Below are 19,749 nucleotides of genomic sequence, written 5' to 3' on the forward strand. Positions count from 1 at the left end.
TCGTCGGGTCAGCGGGTCAGTGGGTCAGTCGGAGGATCCGGAAGCCCTTGGCGCTGTCGACGCGCTCGACCGTCGAGATCCCCTCGATGCCCCCGGCCGCGATCCACGCCTGCAGCGAGTCCGCCCCCAGGTTCTTCTGCACGACCAGGTGGGCGCTGCCGTCCGGGGTCAGGCGCGGGCACCAGCGGCGGAGCAACGCGTGCAGCGCCTCCTTGCCGATCCGGATGGGGGGGTTGGACCAGATCTCGGTGAACCGCAGGTCCTCCGGCACGGTGTCGGGGGTCCGGGCCGTGATGCTCACGTCGTGGCGGGAGGCGTTGCGCCGCACCAGGTCCAGGGCGCGCTCGTTCACGTCCACGGCCCAGATCCGCATCCGTGGGCGCAGCAGCGCCAGGGAGAGCGCGACCGGCCCCCACCCGCAGCCCAGGTCGAGGACGTCACCGGTGGCCGCGGCGTCGGGACGGAGGTGGGGGAGCAGCACGGCGGTGCCCTTGTCGAGCCGGTCACCGGAGAACACCCCCGCCGCGGTCGTCACGGTCAGCTCCCGCCCGGCCAGCTCGACGGGGATCTCGCGCAGCTCGGCCGGGGTGGCGGGCCGGGCGGTGAAGTAGTGCTCGGGGCTGGCGTCGGGGACCACGGGGTCAGGGTAGGGCCGGACCGGGGGCCGACGACCCCGCCATGACCTCGGGGGCCCGGGCCGGGGAGCCGACGGGAATCCGGTCGACACGCCGCCCGTTGGAAGGGGAGTCTGGACCTCTGCGCGGCTCGACCGAGCCGCCGGCCAGACCGACCGAGGAGGTCCATGAACCAGCGTCACCATCCCGCCGCCCCCGGGCTCGACCCCGAGCGGCGGGAGCACCCCGCCGACGTCGCCGAGGACGGGCCGGAGCACGAGCAGCGGGACGACCGCGGCCACGGCGACGAGCAGGTGGGCGACGCCGAGTTCGACCGGGCGCTCGCCCGCATCCTGCGTGGCGCCGACACCCTGCCCGCCACCGCCCCGACGGGCCTGGACGAGCCGTCCTTCGACGGCGACCAGCTCGACCTGGCCGACCGCCGCGCGCTGCGCCGGGCGGCCGGGCTCTCCACCGAGCTCGAGGACGTCACCGAGGTCGAGTACCGCCAGCTCCGGCTGGAGCGGGTCGTCCTCGCCGGGGTCTGGAGCACCGCCGACTCCTCCCGGCACGAGGCCGAGGTCTCGCTGCAGGAGCTGTCGGCGCTCGCGGCCACGGCCGGTTCCGACGTCCTGGACGGGATCCTGCAGAAGCGCGCCACCCCGGACCCGGCGACCTACCTCGGGGCGGGCAAGGCGGCCGCGCTGGCCGACCTCGTCGCCGAGGTCGGGGCCGACACGGTCGTCTGCGACGGCGAGCTGTCCGCCTCCCAGCGACGGGGGCTGGAGGACATCGTCAAGGTCAAGGTGGTCGACCGGACCGCGGTGATCCTCGACATCTTCGCCCAGCACGCCAAGAGCCGGGAGGGCAAGGCCCAGGTCGAGCTGGCCCAGCTGGAGTACCTGCTCCCGCGCCTGCGCGGGTGGGGCGAGTCGATGTCCCGGCAGGCCGGTGGACGGGTCGCAGGTGGTGCCGGGATCGGCTCGCGCGGTCCCGGTGAGACGAAGATCGAACTGGACCGGCGCCGCATCCGGACCCGCATGGCCAAGCTGCGCCGGGAGATCCGGGGCATGGGCACGGCGCGCGACGCCAAGCGGTCGCTGCGCCAGGTCCGCCAGGTGCCCGCGGTCGCCATCGCGGGCTACACCAACGCGGGCAAGTCCTCGCTGCTCAACCGGCTGACCGGGGCCGGGGTGCTCGTCGAGGACGCGCTCTTCGCCACGCTGGACCCGACCGTCCGCCGGGCGCAGACCCCGCAGGGCCGTCCGTACACGCTTGCCGACACGGTCGGGTTCGTGCGCTCGCTGCCGCACCAGCTGGTCGAGGCGTTCCGCTCGACGCTGGAGGAGGTCGCCGACGGCGACGTCGTCCTGCACGTCGTCGACGGGTCCCACCCCGACCCCGAGGGGCAGCTCGCGGCGGTCCGCTCGGTGCTGGCCGACGTCGACGCCCACACGCTGCCCGAGATCGTGGCGGTCAACAAGGCCGACCTGGCCGATCCCGAGGTCCTCGACCGGTTGTTGCGCAAGGAGAAGAACGCGGTCGCGGTCTCCGCGCGGACGGGGCAGGGCATCGAGGAGCTGCTGCAGCGCGTCGCCGACACCCTGCCGGTGCCCGACGTCGAGCTCGAGGTCCTGGTGCCCTACGACCGGGGCGAGCTCGTCCACCGGGTCCACACCACCGGGCAGGTGCTCGCCGAGGAGCACGAGGCCGACGGCACCCGCCTGCACGCCCGGGTCCAGCCCCGGTTGGCCGCGGAGCTGCGCGCCTACCGGGTCTGAGCGGGGATCGCGCCACGACGGGGGCCGCCGGGATCGTTCCCGGCGGCCCCCGTCGCTCGCCCTAGGTCGGGTCGGTGCCCGCGCTCAGGTCGGTGCTCGCGCTCAGCTCGCGCCAGCGTCCGACCTCGGCACGGCGCGCGTCCCACACCTGCTCGATCGCCCCGAGCGCGTCGGTCCCCAGGAAGATCAGCGCCGGTGGCTCCGGGGCGGCCACGACCGTCCGGATGGCCTGCGCGGCCCGCGCCGGGTCGCCCGGCTGGGTCCCGTGCACGCGGTCGTTCTCGACCCGGCGGGGGCCCGCGGTCTGCGCGTAGTCCTCGATCGCCTCGGCCGAACCGGTCAGCGAGCGTCCAGCGAAGTCCGTGCGGAAGCCACCGGGGGCCACCACGGTCACCCCGATGCCCAGCGGGGCGACCTCGGCCCGCAGGCTGTGGCTCAACCCCTCGACGGCGGCCTTGGCGGCTGCGTAGTAGCCCGACCCGGCCGGGGAGACGTGCGCGCCGATCGAGGACAGGTTGACGATCCGGCCGCGGCGGCGCGCCCGCATCCCCGGCAGCACCGCCTTGATCATGTCCACCGTGCCGAAGACGTGGGTGTCGAAGAGGCGCCGGACGTCGCCGTCGTCACCCTCCTCGACCGCGGCCCGGTAGCCGTACCCCGCGTTGTTGACCAGGACGTCGACCCCGCCGAACCGCTCCTCGGCCTCGGCGACGACCCGGCGCACGGCCGCGGGGTCGGTGACGTCGAGGGCGCTGACGTGGGCGGTGCCGGGGTGGGCGTCGGCGAGGTCGGCGATCGTCGAGGTGTCACGGGCCGTGACGACGACCTCGTCGCCGCCGTCGAGGACGGCCTCGGCGAGCGCGCGGCCGAGGCCGGTGGAGCAGCCGGTGATGAGCCAGGTGGTCATCCCGTCATCCTGCCCAGCGACGTCCGGTCCGGCATGTGCACAGGTCCGCCCTCGTGGCCCCGGCAGGGCCCGGGCGCACGAGAGGATGGGGACGTGAGCACCGAGACCGCGCCCGATCCGAGCGGCGACCCCGGCGAGGGACCGGGAGGGTCCTCGGCAGCGCGGGAACCGTCCCGCGAGGAGACGACCACCCTGCTCGAGACCGTGGTCTCCACCCTCGGCGGGGCCCGGCGGGAGGGGCAGCGGCGCATGGTCGCCGAGGTCACCGACGCCATCCGGACCCGCCGCCACCTGCTCGTGCAGGCCGGGACCGGGACGGGCAAGTCCATGGGGTACCTGGTCCCGGCCGTCGCCCACGCCGTCCGCACCGACGCCACCGTCGTCGTGTCCACCGCGACGCTGGCCCTGCAGGCCCAGGTCGTCGACCGCGACCTGCCCCGTCTGGCCAAGGCCCTCGCACCGGTGCTGCACCGCGAGCCCACGTGGGAGCTGCTCAAGGGGCGGGCCAACTACCTGTGCCGCAACAAGCTGGCCGGAGGTTTCCCCGAGGACGAGTCGGCCCTGTTCGACGTCGCCGCCGCTGCGCCCGCCGCCGACGACGCCGGGGGCCGCCTCGGCCGCGAGGTGGTCCGGTTGCGGGAGTGGGCCGAGCAGACCACGACCGGGGACCGCGACGAGCTCGACCCGGGCGTCTCCGACCGGGCCTGGCGGCAGGTCTCGGTGTCGGCCCGCGAGTGCCTGGGCGCCCAGCGCTGCCCGGTCGCGGCCGAGTGCTTCTCCGAACGGGTCCGGGCCCGCGCCCGCACGGTGGACGTCGTCGTCACCAACCACGCGATGACCGCGATCGACGCCCTGGAGAACAACGGCACCCTGCTGCCCGAGCACGACGTGCTGGTCGTCGACGAGGCCCACGAACTGGCCGACCGGGTCACCGCCGTCGCGACCGCCGAACTCACCGGGTCGGTGCTCGCCACGGCCTCCCGGCGGCTGCGGCGGTCGGCCGGGATCGTCGCGGAGTCGTTGGACGACGCCCAGATCGCTCTCGAGGCCGCCCTGGAGGACGCCCCGCCCGGGCGGCTCACCCGGTGGCCGGAGGCGCTCGCGGCCGCGGTGGTGGCCGTCCGTGACGCCACCCGCTCGGCGCTGGTCGAGCTGAAGGATTCCCAGGAGGGGGCCCGCGAGGAGGACGCGGACGCCCGCGGGGCGCGCCACCTGGCGCGGGCCGCCCTGCAGGACGTCCTCGCCGTCGCCGAGCGTCTCGCGGTGGCCGCCGAGCAGCCCGAGGGCGCCGGGTACGACGTGGCGTGGGTCGGGGCCGGCTTCGGTGCGCAGGCCCGGCCCCCGTCGCTGCACATCGCCCCGCTGTCGGTGGCCGGGCTGCTGCGCGAACAGGTGTTCAGCGAGCGCACGGTGGTCGCGACCTCGGCGACCCTCACCCTCGGCGGCTCGTTCGACCCCGTGGCGGGCGCGTTCGGCCTGACCGGGCGGGGGGCCGCCGGGTCGGGGACCGCCTGGACCGGGACCGACGTGGGCTCGCCCTTCGACTACCGGCGGCAGGGGATCCTCTACGTCGCGCGCCGCCTGCCGCCGCCGGGGCGGGCCGGCGCGTCGGAGGCGATGCTCGACGAGCTCGCCGAGCTGGTCGAGGCCGCCGGCGGGCGGACGCTGGGGCTGTTCTCCTCCCGGCGCGGGGCCGACGAGGCCGCGGCGGCCCTGCGCGCGCGGGTGTCGACCCCGATCCTCTGCCAGGGCGAGGATCGGCTGCCCAAGCTGGTCAGGCGCTTCACCGACGAGCCCGCCACCTCGCTGTTCGGGACCCTGTCGCTGTGGCAGGGGGTCGACGTGCCCGGGGCGTCCTGCTCCCTGGTCGTCATCGACCGCATCCCCTTCCCCCGCCCCGACGACCCGCTCATGGCGGCCCGGGCCCAGGCCGTCGACGCGGCCGGCGGCAACGGCTTCCTCAGCGTCTCGGCCGCGCACGCCGCGGTCCGGCTGGCCCAGGGGGCGGGCCGGTTGATCCGGGCCGCCGAGGACCGGGGGGTGGTGGCGGTGCTCGACTCCCGGTTGGCGACGGCTCGCTACGGAGGGTTCCTGCGGGAGAGCCTGCCCGGGTTCTGGCCGACCTCGGACCCGGAGGTCACCCGCTCGGCCCTGCGGCGCCTCGCCGAGGTCGCGACGATCGGGTGAAGGTTCCCCGGCTGGACCGGTCCGACGACGCGTCCCGGGTGCCGGGGGGCGCGGAGCGTCGGATAGTCGAGGCATGACCGTGGTCGGTTTGCTCCATTCCGAGCACGAGCAGGCAAGGATCTTCGCCGCCCTGCTCGCGCAGCGGGACCCGGAGGTGCAGTTCCGGCACCTCGTGGACCGCGGGCTGCTCAACGCCGCCCGACGCTCGGGGATCGAGTCGGTCAGACCGGCGATGGCCGACCGGCTGCGCCGGCTGCAGGCCGAGGGGGCCGACCTGGTGGTCTGCACCGGTTCGACGCTGAGCGGGCTGGCGAAGGTGGTCGGTGACGAGATCGGGGTCGAGGTGCTGCGGGTCGACCGGCCGATGGCCGAGGCGGCCGTGCGGGCCGGGCGACGCCTCGCCGTGGTCGCCACCCTCCCGACCGCGGCCCGTTCCGTGCGGGAGCTGCTGCACGAGGCGGCCGGTGAGGCCGACCGCCGGGTCGAGGTCGTCGAGGTCGACGCCAGCGACCTGTGGATCCTGCACGAGGTGGGCGACGCCGAGGGCTACGTGCAGGGGATCGCGCAGCGGGCCCTCACCGAGCTGCGGGGGGCCGACGACGTCTGCACGGTCGACGTGGTGGTGCTGGCCCAGGCCAGCATGGTCGAGGCGACCCCGTTGCTGCGACCGCTCTCGGTCCCCGTGCTGTCCTCCCCGCGCCTCGCCGTCGAGGCGGCGGTCGAGCTCGTGCGGACGCTGGCACCCGCGGCGGGCCGGACCCGCTGACCCGCCCCGGCCGCGGCCGCTCGGGCCGGGCAGAGGAGGTCGGGGTCAGAGACTGCGCAGGACCGCGGTGACCCGGCCGAGGACCGTCGCCTCGTCGCCGTCGATGGGGGAGTAGAGGGCGTTGCGCGGCAGGAGCTTCACGTGCCCGTCCCGACGCGAGAGGACCTTGACGGTGGCCTCGCCGTCGATCATGGCCGCGACCACGTCACCGTTCTCGGCCGTGGGCTGCTGGCGCACGACGACCCAGTCCCCGTCGCAGATGGCGGCCTCGATCATCGAGTCCCCGGAGACCCGCAGCATGAAGTGCTCCCCGGAGCCGACCAGCTGCGCGGGCAGGGGGAAGACGTCCTCGACGAGCTGCTCGGCCAGGATCGGGCCGCCGGCCGCGATGCGACCCACCAGCGGGACGTAGGTGGGTCGGGGCCGGGCGTCGGCCTCGGTCGCGTCGTCGGCCGTGACCACACCGAGGGCGCTGCTCGGCAGGGACGACGGCGGCGTCACGACCTCGAGGGTGCGCGGGCGCCGCGGGTCCTTGCGCAGCAGGCCGAGCCGCTCGAGCTGCTTGACCTGGTGGGCGACGCTGCTGGGACTGGTGAGCCCGACCGACTCGCCGATCTCGCGCAGGCTCGGCGGGTAGCCGCGACGCTCGACGGCCTCGCTGATGCAGTCCAGGACCCGCCGCTGCCGCGTGGTGAGACCGAAGGCGTCCGGCGTCCCGTCCGGCAGCTGGTGGACCGTCCCCGAACCCGGGGGTCGGCCCGGACCCCGCCGGGGACGTTCGACCGTCGTGCCCGTGCCGTCCTGCTCGTCCACCGTGCACCTCATCCCGTCGCGCCCGGCCGTCCGTGGCCGGTCCGTCGACCGTAACCACCGCCGGTGGGCAGATCAAACACCTGTTCGACTGCGGCGTGTCGTGCGGGGCGGGTGCGGCGGTCGTCGACCCGGTGCGCCGGACGCCCCCTGTCCTCGGACGGGTCGTCGGCCTAGCGTGGTCCGCATGTGCCGGAACATCCGCCAGCTGCACAACTTCGAGCCCCCGGCCACGCCCGAGGAGGTGCAGGCCGCCGCGCTCCAGTACGTCCGCAAGGTCAGCGGTTCCACCCGCCCCTCGCAGCGCAACCAGGCCGCGTTCGACGCCGCCGTGGCCGCGGTCGCCACCGCGACCGCCGAGCTCCTGGACCACCTGGAGACGGCCGCGCCGCCGAAGGACCGGGAGGTCGAGGCGGCCAAGGCCCGGGCCCGCGCCGCCCAGCGCTACGCCTCCTGACCCCCGCCCCCCGCCCCGCACCCCGCCCCGCACCCGGGCGCCGCAGCTCCCGCCCCGCTCGTACCTCCTGCGCGACTCCAGCGTCGCGCCGCCCGCCCTCGCGCCCCTCCCGTGCCCCTCGCGCCCCCTCGTGTGATCAAGGAAATCTGCTCGTCCGTCACGGGGGCCGGGGCGACGTCCGCCCCTGGCGACCCGGCCGTTCGTGACGGCTCGGCGATCGGGGGCCGCTCCCGGTCGACCGTCGTGGGCCCCGCTGCCTGCGGGCCGCCGTCGCCGGGCCGCCCGCCCCGAGCGTCGACGCTGGTCAGGGGCCGGAGGGAGGCTGGGCAGCCGTCCGCGCCCGGTTCGTGTCGGAGGCGGATGGCACCGTGCGACGCATCCCGACCCGACGGGTCGGGGTTGCGCCCCGCCCGTCGGTCGGCGTACAAACGTTCGAGTCGGTACGAACACTCGTTCGACCCGGCTGGTCCGAGAGTTGGAGGTCGCCACCGTGAGCACCACCGCAATCCGCACCACCGCGTTCCGTCCCGTCCTGCCCGCCGTCCCCGTCGTGTCGCGGCCGGCCGTCCCCCGCCCGACCCGGTTCGGGACCGCCGTCCTCGCGACCTCGCCCTTCCGGGTCCCGGAGTTCCCCGCCGTCCGGCTGCCCCGGGCCGCCGCCTTCCCCGGGTTCGCCCTCGGGGCCAGCGTCGCCGCCCGCGCGGCCCTCCCCGCCCGGGTCCCCGCCCCCCGCCGTCCGGGGCGCACCGCGGCTGTGCGGGACGTCGCCACCGTCACCACCCTGCGTCCCCGGACCGCCGCCGTGGCCCCCCCGACGACGACGCACCCGTTGCGCCTCACGCGCCGGGGTCGGACCGGGCTCGGGCTCGGGGCCGGTGCCGTGCTGGCGGCCGCCGTGCTGGCCGGCACGAGCGCTCTGGCCGGGACGATGGTGGGCAGCGTCGGGGCCACCGCCGCGGTCGAGCGGACCGCTCCCGCCCCGGTCGCGGTCACCGCGGGTGCCGGGGGCGAGGTCGTCGTCCAGCCCGGTCAGACGCTGTCCGAGATCGCCCTGTCGGTCGCCCCGGGCGCGGACTGGCGCGAGGTCGCCGCGGCGATCGTCGCGCTGAACTCCCTCGACGGTTCGCGGCTGCACCCCGGCCAACGCCTGCAGCTGCCCGCGGAGTGGTGACGTGCTCGCGGGCCTGCGCACCACGTCCGCGTCACTTGCCCCCGGCTCGACGCTGCCCGTAGCCTCCCCGCAGCATCCCGCGCCGCACGGGCGCGAGCGGGTGCGGGAGGGAGCTGGAGTGCACTGCCCGTTCTGCCGCCACGAGGACTCCCGGGTGGTGGACTCGCGGACGGCCGAGGACGGCTCGAGCATCCGCCGGCGCCGTCAGTGCCCCCAGTGCGGTCGCCGCTTCACCACGGTCGAGACCGCCCTCTTCACCGTCATCAAGCGCTCGGGAGCGAGCGAGGCGTTCAGCCGTTCCAAGATCGCCTCGGGCGTGCGCAAGGCCTGCCAGGGGCGTCCCGTCAGTGAGGACGACATCGCGCTGCTCGCGCACAAGGTCGAGGAGTCCCTGCGGTCGCGGGGTGCGGCCGAGGTCGACGCCCACGAGGTGGGGTTGGCCACGCTGCCGTTCCTGCGCGAGCTGGACGAGGTCGCCTACCTCCGTTTCGCCTCGGTCTACCAGGCCTTCGACTCCCTGGCCGACTTCGAGGCCGCCATCGACAAGCTGCGCTCGGAGCGGAATCCGGCCCTCCCCGGCCAGGGCTGACCCCGGCAGCGACGATGATGGGGGCATGCTCGACCCCGCCTCGCTGTACAGCCTCGTCGGCCCCTACGCCGGTGCGGACGCCCCGCGCCTCGTCGAACCGCCGCTGGTCGTGGCCCTCTCCGGGTTCGTCGACGCCGGCAGCGCGGTCAAGCTGGCCGTCGAGCAGCTCCGTTCCTCCAGCACCCACCACGTCGTGGCCACCTTCGACGTCGACCAGCTCCACGACTACCGGGCCCGCCGTCCGGTCATGACCTTCGAGGGCGACCGGTGGGCCGCCTACGACGCCCCGCGGTTGCAGCTGCTGCGGGTCTACGACGAGGAGGGGGCCTCCTTCCTGCTGCTGACCGGGCCCGAGCCGGACGTGCAGTGGGAACGGTTCTGCGCCGCCGTCTGGCAGCTGGCCGACCGGCTCGGGGTGAGCACGACCATCCTGCTGGCCGCGGCGCCCACCGCCGTCCCGCACACCCGACCCGGCGGGGTGACGGCGAGCGCGAGCCGACCGGAGCTGCTCGAGGGGTACCGGACGTGGGACGTCGAGGCCCAGGTCCCCGGGCACGCCGCGGCACTGCTGCACCTGCGCGGGGCCGAGGAGGGACGCGACGTCATCTCCGTGCTGGCCCACGTCCCGCACTACCTGGCCGGCAACGACTACCCGGACTCCGCCGCCGTCCTGCTGCGGGCCGTCTCGGCCGCCACCGGGGTCGACGTGCCGGTCGATGCCCTGCTGGACGTGGCGGCGACGACGCGGGTGGAGGTCGACGCCCAGGTCGCGCAGTCGCCCGAGGCCCAGGCCGTGGTCCGCGCCCTCGAGGAGCAGTACGACGCCATCGGCGAGGAGGGGCGGGGGACCTCGGTGGCCGCCTCGTTCCTGCCCTCGGCCGACGAGCTGGGGGCGGAGTTCGAGCGGTTCCTGGCGGCCGAGGAGGCCACCGACCCGGCGGGTGGCGAGACGGGCGGCGAGACGGGCGGTGCGGCGGGCGGCGAGGAGGGCCGGTCGTCGGGTGAGGGCCCTCAGGCCGGGGAGGGACCGCCCGCCCGCTGAGCGGCGGCCACGCCGACGCTGCCGCCCCGGGCCCCCGACAGGTGGTGCAGGAGGGCGCGGGCGTAGGCGCACTCGGCGACCGGGTCCTCGAAGGCGTCCGCCCCGACCGTGTCCAGGAGCAGCACGCGGAACACGCTGCGCTCGCCGTCCGGGGTGGTCCGGTCGTGCCGCTCCAGCCGGACGAAGTGCTCACCGAGCAGGGCGCGAAGCTGGTGCTCGGACGGCAGCCAGCAGGCGTCGGGCTGGTCGACGGAGTCCAGCGCCCACTCGGTGGTGCCGTTGAAGCCGATGATCCGCCCGCTCGGGTGGTCGTGGACCTCGACCGTCATGTCGCTCAGGGTGAAGACGTCGGCGTCCATGTCCCGGTGCGGGATCACGAACCGGTCCCCGGCCGCGGGCTGCCACTCCAGGCCGGCCTCCTTCAACCGCAGGGCGAGCTCGACGGAGATCATCACCCCAGCATGGACTCCGCCGCCGCCTCGCGCGTCCCGACGGCCACCGGCACCGACCGGGCCGGGCGTCCCCGCGCCGACCCGGCCGATCCGGGGTAGGACTGTTCGCCCGACCACCCAGCAGGAGGATCACGAGATGGACACCCAGGTCGCCCGCGAGCGGCTGGAAGAGATGCACCGCGAGCTGAGCGGGGAGGCGAAGGAGATCCGGGCCCGGTTGGAGGCCGGGGTGACCCCCGACGCCGCCGAGGGCGGGCGCGACGTCGGCGACGAGGGGGCCCACGAGCAGTTCGCCGGCCAGGACCTCGCGCTGCTGGACGGCATCGACCGTCGGCTGGTCGGCGTCGAGGCGGCGTTGCGGCGCATCGAGGACGGGACCTACGGCCTCTCGGTCGTCTCGGGCAAGCCCATCCCCGACGAGCGCCTCGAGGTCCGTCCCGACGCCGAGACGCTCGTCGAGGAGGAGAATCCCGACGCCTGAGCCGTCGACCGCGTCGACGGCCTCCGAACCCTCAGCGCAGCCGGACCACCTGCCCCGGGTCCTCCCGGGGCAGGTCCGGCTCGACCACGGCGGTGACCCGGAGCCCGGACAGGGTGACCATGCCGGCCGTCGTGAGGAAGGCGGTGTCGGCGGCGTCGCGGCCGGTGGCGATCCGCACCAGGGAGGCGCGCGGGGCGAGGCGCGTGGCGTCCACGACCTCCCAGACCCCCTCCGGAGCGGCCTCGACGACGGCGTGGAAGTCCATGGGCGCCAGGCCCGGTGCGTACACCGAGCAGAGGCGCGCGGGGACGTCCATCGCCCGGAGCAGCGCCACGGTCACGTGGGCGAAGTCCCGGCAGACGCCGGCCCGGGCCAGCAGGGTCTCGGGCGCCCCGTCCGTGGGCCGGCTGGAACCGCTGACGTAGTCGAGGTTGGTGTGCACCCACGCGGAGGCGGCCCGGGGCAGGTCCGCACGGGAGACCCCGTTCAGCTCGCGCGCCGCGAAGGACGCGAGGGCGTCGGAGGGGCTGTAGCGGCTGGGTCGGGTCAGGGCCCAGCGGTCGAGCTCGGAGCAGGCGACGGGATCGGAGTCTTGCAGGGCCACCCGCGCCTCGTACTCGACCCGCGTGTCCCCGGCCGGCACGTCCAGCGTGTGCATCCGACCGCCTTCCTCGACGGCCACGGCGGTCACGGTCAGCGGCCCGTCGGGGCCCACCACCTCGAGGCGTTCCTCGAGGACCGCGACCCCGGGGCGTCCGGCCACGGAGAGGAGGAGGCTGGCGGGGCTGCGCCGATCGGAGGACAGGTCGAGACGGGCGCTGACGCGGGCCGTGAGGGCGGGCGCGGGGGTGGAGGGCACCGGGCGATTCTGGGGGACGGCGACGGCTGCCGCCCCCTCGGCCGACCGCACGACTGCTGCGTTCGGGGAGTCGTCGACCGAACGTAGGGCCGCTGCGACACAGGGTGATAGCTGGGCCGGGAGGCCCGGTCGGAGCGTGATCGACGGGTGGACTCCCCGCCTCGTGGGTAGCGTCGGGCCCCATGATCCAGCAGAGCCAGACCGTCGTCGTCGCCGGGGCCCACGGCCAGATCGCCCGCCTGCTGCTGCGCCAGCTGACCTCCGCGGGTGCGCTGGTCCGCGGGATCGTCCGCAACCCGGACCACGTCGAGGACGTGCGGAGCGACGGGGCCGAGCCGGTCGTCCTCGACCTGGAGTCCGCCGCGGCCGACGACGTGGCCGCGGTGCTGCGGGGGGCCGACGCGGTGGTCTTCGCCGCGGGGGCCGGGCCGGGCAGCGGGACGGCCCGCAAGGACACCGTCGACCGGGCGGCCGCGGTGCTGCTGGCCGACGCGGCCGAGGCGGCCGGGGTCCGGCAGTACGTCCTCGTCTCCTCCACCGGGGTCGAGAAGGTGCGCGACGGTGTCACCCCGGAGGGGGTGGACGAGACCTTCGTCGCCTACCTGCGGGCCAAGCTCGCGGCCGAGGACGACCTCCGGGCCCGACCGGGTCTGGACCTGGCCGTCCTGCGCCCGGGGCAGCTCACCGACGACGAGCCCACCGGTCACGTGCACCTGGCTCCCTCCGTGCCGCGCGGCCCGGTGCCGCGCGCCGACGTGGCCGCGGTGCTGGCCGAGCTGCTGCACGCGATGGCCGCCGGGGTCCGGCCGCCCGCGGGCGGCTGGGTCCTGGAACTGGTCTCGGGCGAGGTCCCCCTGGACGAGGCGGTGGCCGCGGCGGCCGGCTGATCGGCCCGGACAAGGGGGCGCGACGGGGCGCGGGCCGGTTGCGGGACACTGGTCCCGACCGGCGGAGAGCAACCCGCCCCCTTCCCGTCCCCAGCACGTGAGGAATCGAGACCTGTGGCCGTCCCCGAGCCCCGCCCCCAGACGGCGCGTCCGCGCGCCCTGCTCGTGGAGAACATCCACGCCGACGCCCGCCAGCTGCTGACCGAGGCCGGATGGCAGGTGGACACCGCCGCCGGGGCGCTGGACGAGGCCGAGCTGATCTCCCGCCTGGACGGGGTGCAGCTGCTCGGCATCCGGTCCCAGACCCAGGTGACCGCGGCCGTCCTGGACGCCGCCCCCGACCTGCGCGCGGTCGGCGCGTTCTGCATCGGGACCAACCAGGTCGACCTGTTCTCCGCCGCCGCCCACGGGGTCGCCGTGTTCAACGCGCCCTACAGCAACACCCGCAGCGTGGTGGAGCTGGCCCTGGCCGAGATCATCGCCCTCACCCGCCGGCTGACCGTCAAGAACGACCTCATGCACGAGGGCGTGTGGGACAAGAGCGCCGTCGGCGCCCACGAGGTCCGCGGCCGACGCCTCGGGATCATCGGCTACGGCAACATCGGCTCGCAGCTGTCGGTGGTGGCCGAGGCGCTGGGCATGAGCGTCTTCTTCTACGACACCGTCGACAAGCTGGCGATGGGCAACGCCCGCCGCTGCGGCAGCCTCACCGAGGTGCTCGACCTCGCCGACGTGGTCACCCTGCACGTCGACGGGCGCGCGTCCAACGCCGGCTTCTTCGGCGAGACCGAGTTCGCCCGGATGCGTCCGGGGTCGATCTTCCTGAACCTGTCCCGGGGCTTCCTCGTCGACGACGTGGCCCTGCGCCGCCACATCGAGTCCGGGCACATCGCCGGTGCGGCCCTGGACGTGTTCCCGCAGGAGCCCAAGGGGCGGGGCGAGACGTTCCAGTCGGTGCTGCGCGGCCTCGACAACGTCATCCTCACCCCGCACGTGGGCGGCTCGACCGAGGAGGCCCAGGAGGACATCGGTCGCTTCGTGGCCGCCAAGCTGCGCGACTACGCGCTGCACGGGGCGACGACGCTCAGCGTCAACCTGCCGACCCTGAACACGGAGACGGTGCCCGGCCGGGTCCGGCTGGCGCACCTGCACCACAACGTCCCCGGAGTGTTGGCCGCGATCAACAAGGTGCTGGCCGACGAGGGCGTGAACATCGAGGGCCAGCAGCTCGCCACCCTCGGCGACCTGGGCTACGTCGTCACCGACATCGCCCACCCGGCGACGGAGGACGTCGGCCGCAGGCTGCGGGAGCTGCCCCAGACGGTCCGGGTGCGCCAGCTGCTCTGACCGTCAGCCCGGGTCGGGTCGGACGGACGGGCGGTCGGGGCGGTACGGGCGGGCGGCCTCACACGTAGAGGTCGACCCGGTCCTCGGCCAGGCAGATCCGGACGGCCTGCTGCTGGGCGCTGACCAGGTCGGCCTGCGCCCGGTTCAGGGCCTGTTCGCCCGCCTGCACGAGCGGTCGTCCCGCCCCGGTGGCGGTGGCCGTCGTGAGGTCCAGGCGGGCGGCGCGCACCTGCTGCTCGGCCACGGTGACGAGCCGGGCGGCGCTGGTGGAGCTGCTGCTGAGGCTGATCATGTCCTGCCGATCGACCGTCGCTACGCGCAGTGAAGTCACCCGGGCGGTCGTCACCCGTTCGGCCTAGTAGGCGGCCGACCGGGTGAGGGGGAGCGACCCTGCGTGGGCGGCCGACCACGAACGGCCCCGCCAGGCCTCCATCAGCAGCTCGTAGGAACGGCGGCGCTCCGCGGCGTCGTGCACGTGGGTGACCACCATCAGCTCGTCGGCCCCGCTGCGACCCGCGAGGTCGGCCAGCCGTTCGGCCACCGTGTCCGGCGTGCCGTGCACGAGATGGGTGCCCGCCTCGGCCGCGACACGACGGTCCAGCAGGGTCCACTCGTGGGCCGCGGCCTCCTCGGCGGTCGGCAGGGGACCGGGCCGTCCCTGGCGCAGGCGGACCATGGACAGGGCGTTGGCCCCGGCCAGGGCCGCGGCCCGCTCGGCGCTGTCGGAGACGATCGCGGCCACGGCCAGCACGGCGTGCGGGCGGGGTCGCCGTGCGGACGGACGGAAACGCTCGCGGTAGGTCTGCATCACCGCGACCGGGTCGGCCGAACCGAAGTGCCCCGCGTACGCGTACCCCGTCCCGAGGGCGGCCGCCGCCTGGGCGCCGTAGGTGCTCGAGCCCAGGATCCACACGGGCGGCAGCGGGACGTCGGCGGGGACCGCCTCGATGCCGGCCAACGGGTGGCCCGGCTCGAAGCCGTCGACGTAGGCCAGCAGCTCGGCGTACTGGTCGACGAAGTCGTCGGCCATCACCGCCTCGCGCGAACGCCGCAGGGCGACGGCGGTCCGGCCGTCGGTGCCCGGGGCGCGACCGAGTCCCAGGTCGATCCGGCCCGGGTGCAGCGCCTCCAGCACCCGGAACCGTTCGGCGACCATGAGCGGGGAGTGGTTGGGCAGCATGATCCCGCCCGAACCGACCCGGATCGTGCTGGTCGCCGCAGCCACGGTCGCGATCATGATCTCGGGTGAGGAGCTCGCGACGCTCGGGATGTTGTGGTGCTCGGCCAACCAGTAGCGCGAGTACCCCAGCGCCTCCGCGGCGCGGGCCAGGTCCACCGTGTCGGCCAGCGCCCGCGAGGCCCCGACGCCCGAGGGGATCGGGGAGAGGTCGAGGACGGACAGGGGCGGGGCGGTGACCGGACCGGTGGCCGGGACGACGGGGGTGCTCATACCGGGTCCAACCGGGGGCCGTCGGGCCCTGTTCCAGATCACCGGGGCCGGCCTCGCGCCGCCGGTGTCCGTGCCGCGGTCCGTGCCGCGGTCCGTGCCGAGGTTCGTGTCGCAGCCAGGGCTTACCGTCCTCGGGTGGTCCAGCCCCCGCCCGCCGCGAGCCCCGCGCCGCCCGTCCACCCCGGGCCGGCAGCCCCCGCCCCGCCCCCCGCCGGGGGGTGGCTGCGCCGGCTCACGGGGTACTGCCTGCGGCACCGGCGCGACGTGGTCCTGTCCTTCGGTCCGGCCCTCGTGTCCTACGGCGTGGCCGCGCTGGTGCCGCTGGTCGTGCGCCACGTCGTGGACGACGTGACCCCGGTACCCGGCGCGCCGCTCTGGCCCTGGACGCTCGTGCTGCTCGCGGCCGGGGTCCTGATCTTCGCCCTCGGCTACGTCCGCCGCTTCCACGCCGGGCGGCTGGCCCTGGCCGTTCAGGTCGACCTGCGCGACGACGTGCACGCGGCCGTGCTGCGGATGGATGCGCGGCAGCTCTCGACCCTCTCCACGGGGCAGGTCGTCAGCCGCTCCATCAGCGACGTCCAGACCGTCCAGGGCCTGCTGGCCTGGCTGCCCAACGTCACCGGCAGCGCCGTCCTCTTCGTGGTCTCGCTCGTGGTGATGGCGGTGCTCTCCCCGCTGCTGACGCTGGTGGCGCTCGCGGTGGGGCCGGCCGTCTGGTTCGTGGCGCACCGCAGCCGCCGCGACCTGTTCCCGGCCAACTCCGCCGCGCAGGCCCGGGCCGCGCTGATCGCCGGACGGGTCGAGGCCGCGGTGACCGGGGTCCGGGTGGTCAAGGGCTTCGGGCGGGAACGGGCCGAGCAGGACGCCCTGGCCGCCGCCGTGGGCCGGTTGTTCGCCGAGCGGCTGCGGGTCGTGCGCTACACCGCGCGGTACACGCCGGCCCTGCAGGCCGTCCCGGCCCTGGGTCAGGTGGGGGTGCTGCTGCTCGGCGGGTGGCTGGCCCTGCGTGGGCAGATCACGGTGGGCACGTTCCTGGCCTTCTCGACCTACCTGGCCTCCCTCGTCTCCCCGGTCCGGCAGCTGGCCGGGTTGTTGACGGTGGGCCAGCTGGCCCGCGCCGGGATGGAGCGGGTGCTCGAGATCGTCGACACGCGCTCGGAGATCGCGGCCCCGGGGTCCGGGGCGGACCGGGCCGTGCTGCCCGAGGGACCGCTGGACCTGCGGCTGGAGGGCGTGGTCCTGCGCCACGGGACGGGGGCGCCCGTGCTCGACGGCCTGGACCTGCACGTGCGGGCGGGGGAGACCATCGCCCTGGTCGGTCCCTCCGGGTCCGGCAAGTCGACGGTGACCCAGCTGCTGCCGCGCTTCCTCGACCCCGAGGCCGGCACGGTCCGCGTCGGCGGGTGCGACGTCCGCGACCTGGACCCGGTGGCGCTGCGGCGCAGCCTCGGCATCGTGTTCGAGGAGACGTTCCTCTTCTCCGCCTCCGTGCGCGACAACGTGGCCTTCGCGGCCCCCGGGGCCTCGGCCGAGGAGGTGGGCGCGGCGCTGCGGGCGGCGGCGGCGGACGGGTTCGTGGCCACGCTGGCCCGCGGGGTGGACACGGCCGTGGGGGAGCAGGGGCTGACCCTCTCCGGGGGGCAGCGTCAGCGCATCGGGCTGGCCCGGGCCCTGCTGGTCGACCCGCGGGTGCTCGTCCTCGACGACCCGACCTCGGCGGTGGACCCCACCGTCGAGGAGCGGATCCTCGACCACCTGGCCGCGGCCACCCGCCGCGGTGGGCGCACGACCCTCGTCGTGGCCCACCGGCGCTCCACGCTGCGGCTGGCCGACCGCATCGTCGTGATCGACGGCGGTCGGGTGGTCGACGAGGGCACCGAGGCCGAGCTGCAGGCCCGCTGCGCGGTGTTCCGACGGCTCTTCGACGCCGACGAGGCGTCGGACCCCGGGGCCGGGGACGGGGCGGGCGCCGGGCCGGACACCGTGAACGCGACGGGAGCGGGGGTGCCCGGTCCGCGCGTCCCGCTCCGTTCCGGGCCCCCGGTCGCCGGGGGCCGCGGTGGTGACGACGACCTGCTGCCGGGACGTCCCGAGCTCGCCGCCCGGGTGGCCGCGCTCCCCCCGGCGACCGACGTGCCCGACGTCGACCGGGACGAGGCCGAGGCGCCCGCCCCGGGGTTCGGTCTCGGATCGCTGCTGCGCCCCTTCCGCGTCGCGATCGCCCTCGGGATGGGGATGGTCGCCCTCGACGCCCTCGCGCAGCTCGTCCTGCCGCTGCTGATCCGGGACGGTCTGGACGACGGCGTCGGGCGGGGTGACGTGGGGGCCCTGCTGCTGGCCTCGGGGGCGGCCGCCGCCCTGGTGCTGGGGGACTGGGTCGTCGGCGTCGGGCAGGCCCGGGTCACCGGTCGGACCGGCGAGCGTCTCCTCTACACGTTGCGGCTCAAGACGTTCGCGCACCTGCAGCGGCTGGGGCTGGACTACTACGAGCGCGAGCAGGCCGGGCGCATCATGACGCGGATGACCACGGACGTGGACGCGCTGAGCCAGTTCCTGCAAACCGGCGTGGCCCAGGCGCTGGTCTCCCTGCTCTCGCTGGTCGGGGTGTTCGTGGCCATGCTCCTGCTCGAACCCGAGCTGGCCGTCGTCGTGGTGGCGGTGCTGCCCGTCCTGCTGGCCGCGACCGCGTGGTTCCGCGCCCGCTCGCGTCCGGCCTACACCAAGGCGCGGGAGCGCGTCAGCGCGGTCAACTCCTTCTTCCAGGAGTCGGTGGCCGGGGTCCGGGTGACCCAGGCGTTCGGGCGCGGGGAGGCGCAGGCGGCCGGGTTCCACGAGCGCGGGGCGGCCTACTTCCGCTCGCGGCTGCGGGCCCAGCGCTTCATCGCGCTCTACTTCCCGTTCGTGCAGTTCCTCAACGGCGTCACCGCCGCGGTCGTGCTGGTCGTGGGGGTGGGGCTGGTGCGGGCGGGGTCGATCAGCGTCGGGGTCCTGGTCGCCTTCCTGCTCTACGTGGACCTGTTCTTCTCCCCGGTGCAGCAGCTGTCGCAGATCGCCGACGGCTACCAGCAGGCCATGGTCGGCCTGCGGCGGCTCCGTGACCTGCTGCGCACGCCGACCTCGCTCGCGGTCCCGGCCCGGCCCCGCCCGCTGCCGGAGCAGGGTGGGCGCGCGCGGGTGCGCGGCGAGGTCCGGCTGGAGGGGGTGTCGTTCCGCTACGGCGCCGAGGGGCCCGTGGCCCTGTCGGACGTGACCCTGCGGATCGCGCCGGGGGAGACGGTGGCCCTGGTGGGCGAGACGGGAGCGGGCAAGTCGACCGTGGTCAAGCTCGTCGCCCGCCTCTACGACCCGAGCGCCGGCCGGGTGCTGCTCGACGGGGTCGACCTGCGCGAGCTGGACCCGGTGGCCTTCCGCAGCCGGCTGGGGGTGGTGCCGCAGGAGGCGTTCCTGTTCGACGGGACGCTGGCCGAGGCGATCGCCTACGCCCGCCCGGAGGCGAGCCGGGAGGAGGTGGAGGCCGCCGCCCGGTCGGTCGGCGCCGACGTCGTGGCCGCCGCCCTGCCCGGGGGCTACGACTTCCGGGTCGGGGAACGGGGCCGGAACCTCTCCACGGGTCAGCGTCAGCTGGTGGCCCTGGCCCGCGCCGAGCTCGTCGCTCCCGCGCTGCTGCTGCTCGACGAGGCGACGGCCGCGCTGGACCCGGCGACCGAGGCCCTCGTCGCGCGGGCCGCGGACGCGGTGGCCGGCCGACGCACGACGGTGGTGGTCGCCCACCGGTTGACCACCGCGGCCCGGGCCGACCGGATCGTCGTGCTCGACGGCGGGCGCATCGTCGAGGAGGGCACCCACACGCAGCTCCTCGCCGCGCAGGGCCGCTACTCCCGGTTGTGGGCCTCGTTCGTGGCCGGGACGACGGCCGCCGCCTGACCGGGTCGGGTCAGGCGGCGGTCGG

Annotated in this window: 18 protein-coding genes; 11 read left to right on the forward strand and 7 right to left on the reverse strand. The window is 75.6% G+C overall.

Annotated features, from left to right (window positions below):
* Nucleotides 1-16: 16 nt before the first annotated feature.
* Nucleotides 17-637, reverse strand: coding sequence for a class I SAM-dependent methyltransferase (locus tag ACFFKU_RS09875; protein WP_380137544.1), 621 nt, complete (start codon nt 635-637; stop codon nt 17-19).
* 165 nt (nt 638-802) lie between these two features.
* Between ACFFKU_RS09875 and hflX the strand changes: the two genes are divergently transcribed.
* Entirely contained in the window at nt 803-2,395 is a 1,593-nt protein-coding gene (hflX, locus tag ACFFKU_RS09880) for a GTPase HflX (protein ID WP_380137545.1), read from the forward strand.
* A 61-nt stretch (nt 2,396-2,456) separates the two neighbouring features.
* Here hflX and ACFFKU_RS09885 read toward each other — a convergent pair whose 3' ends face one another.
* Nucleotides 2,457-3,302: an oxidoreductase gene (locus ACFFKU_RS09885; protein WP_380137546.1), complete on the reverse strand. Its 846-nt coding sequence runs from the start codon at nt 3,300-3,302 to the stop codon at nt 2,457-2,459.
* A 33-nt stretch (nt 3,303-3,335) separates the two neighbouring features.
* Between ACFFKU_RS09885 and ACFFKU_RS09890 the strand changes: the two genes are divergently transcribed.
* Complete coding sequence (locus ACFFKU_RS09890) at nt 3,336-5,489, forward strand: ATP-dependent DNA helicase (RefSeq protein WP_380137548.1); 2,154 nt, start codon at nt 3,336-3,338, stop codon at nt 5,487-5,489.
* Nucleotides 5,490-5,562: 73 nt separating this feature from the next.
* Nucleotides 5,563-6,255: an aspartate/glutamate racemase family protein gene (locus ACFFKU_RS09895; RefSeq protein ID WP_380137549.1), complete on the forward strand. Its 693-nt coding sequence runs from the start codon at nt 5,563-5,565 to the stop codon at nt 6,253-6,255.
* Nucleotides 6,256-6,300: 45 nt separating this feature from the next.
* Here ACFFKU_RS09895 and lexA read toward each other — a convergent pair whose 3' ends face one another.
* Complete coding sequence (gene lexA, locus ACFFKU_RS09900) at nt 6,301-7,080, reverse strand: transcriptional repressor LexA (protein ID WP_380137551.1); 780 nt, start codon at nt 7,078-7,080, stop codon at nt 6,301-6,303.
* Between the two features lie 172 nt (nt 7,081-7,252).
* Here lexA and ACFFKU_RS09905 point away from each other — a divergent pair, with 172 nt between their 5' ends.
* From ACFFKU_RS09905 to ACFFKU_RS09920, 4 genes are all read left to right on the forward strand, one after another.
* Nucleotides 7,253-7,522, forward strand: coding sequence for a DUF2277 domain-containing protein (locus ACFFKU_RS09905; protein ID WP_380137552.1), 270 nt, complete (start codon nt 7,253-7,255; stop codon nt 7,520-7,522).
* Between the two features lie 490 nt (nt 7,523-8,012).
* Nucleotides 8,013-8,693, forward strand: coding sequence for a LysM peptidoglycan-binding domain-containing protein (locus tag ACFFKU_RS09910; RefSeq protein WP_380137554.1), 681 nt, complete (start codon nt 8,013-8,015; stop codon nt 8,691-8,693).
* Nucleotides 8,694-8,811: 118 nt separating this feature from the next.
* Nucleotides 8,812-9,282: a transcriptional regulator NrdR gene (nrdR, locus tag ACFFKU_RS09915; RefSeq protein ID WP_380137555.1), complete on the forward strand. Its 471-nt coding sequence runs from the start codon at nt 8,812-8,814 to the stop codon at nt 9,280-9,282.
* A 25-nt stretch (nt 9,283-9,307) separates the two neighbouring features.
* The gene (locus ACFFKU_RS09920; protein WP_380137556.1) at nt 9,308-10,324 is read left to right on the forward strand and encodes a proteasome assembly chaperone family protein; all 1,017 of its coding nucleotides are present in this window, start codon (nt 9,308-9,310) and stop codon (nt 10,322-10,324) included.
* Here the strand turns inward: ACFFKU_RS09920 and ACFFKU_RS09925 are convergent.
* A complete protein-coding gene (locus ACFFKU_RS09925) occupies nt 10,294-10,776 on the reverse strand; it encodes a pilus assembly protein CpaE (protein WP_380137557.1) in 483 nt (160 codons plus the stop codon). The two genes, ACFFKU_RS09920 and ACFFKU_RS09925, sit on opposite strands and share 31 nt — an antisense overlap.
* A 136-nt stretch (nt 10,777-10,912) precedes the next feature.
* Here ACFFKU_RS09925 and ACFFKU_RS09930 point away from each other — a divergent pair, with 136 nt between their 5' ends.
* Nucleotides 10,913-11,257 (forward strand): TraR/DksA family transcriptional regulator, encoded by a 345-nt coding sequence (locus ACFFKU_RS09930; RefSeq protein ID WP_380137559.1) that lies wholly within the window; start codon nt 10,913-10,915, stop codon nt 11,255-11,257.
* A 31-nt stretch (nt 11,258-11,288) separates the two neighbouring features.
* On the opposite strand, the gene ACFFKU_RS09935 is transcribed toward ACFFKU_RS09930, so the two are convergent.
* Nucleotides 11,289-12,116 carry a transglutaminase-like domain-containing protein gene (locus ACFFKU_RS09935; protein ID WP_380137560.1) on the reverse strand — a complete coding sequence of 276 codons (828 nt, stop codon included), beginning with the start codon at nt 12,114-12,116 and terminating at the stop codon, nt 11,289-11,291.
* 182 nt (nt 12,117-12,298) lie between these two features.
* Between ACFFKU_RS09935 and ACFFKU_RS09940 the strand changes: the two genes are divergently transcribed.
* Nucleotides 12,299-13,003: an NAD(P)H-binding protein gene (locus ACFFKU_RS09940; protein WP_380137561.1), complete on the forward strand. Its 705-nt coding sequence runs from the start codon at nt 12,299-12,301 to the stop codon at nt 13,001-13,003.
* 114 nt (nt 13,004-13,117) lie between these two features.
* On the forward strand, nt 13,118-14,350 hold the full coding sequence (gene serA / locus ACFFKU_RS09945) for a phosphoglycerate dehydrogenase (protein ID WP_380137563.1): 1,233 nt from the start codon (nt 13,118-13,120) through the stop codon (nt 14,348-14,350).
* Nucleotides 14,351-14,408: 58 nt separating this feature from the next.
* Here serA and ACFFKU_RS09950 read toward each other — a convergent pair whose 3' ends face one another.
* Together ACFFKU_RS09950 and ACFFKU_RS09955 are read right to left on the reverse strand one after the other, a co-directional pair.
* Nucleotides 14,409-14,642, reverse strand: coding sequence for a hypothetical protein (locus tag ACFFKU_RS09950; protein WP_380137565.1), 234 nt, complete (start codon nt 14,640-14,642; stop codon nt 14,409-14,411).
* 63 nt (nt 14,643-14,705) lie between these two features.
* Nucleotides 14,706-15,800, reverse strand: coding sequence for an LLM class flavin-dependent oxidoreductase (locus ACFFKU_RS09955; protein ID WP_380137566.1), 1,095 nt, complete (start codon nt 15,798-15,800; stop codon nt 14,706-14,708).
* Between the two features lie 135 nt (nt 15,801-15,935).
* On the opposite strand from ACFFKU_RS09955, the gene ACFFKU_RS09960 reads away from it, so the two are divergent.
* The gene (locus tag ACFFKU_RS09960; RefSeq protein WP_380137567.1) at nt 15,936-19,724 is read left to right on the forward strand and encodes an ABC transporter ATP-binding protein; all 3,789 of its coding nucleotides are present in this window, start codon (nt 15,936-15,938) and stop codon (nt 19,722-19,724) included.
* Nucleotides 19,725-19,749: the final 25 nt, after the last annotated feature.

It is taken from the genome of Kineococcus gynurae (genome assembly GCF_042433995.1).
GTDB lineage: Bacteria > Actinomycetota > Actinomycetes > Actinomycetales > Kineococcaceae > Kineococcus > Kineococcus gynurae.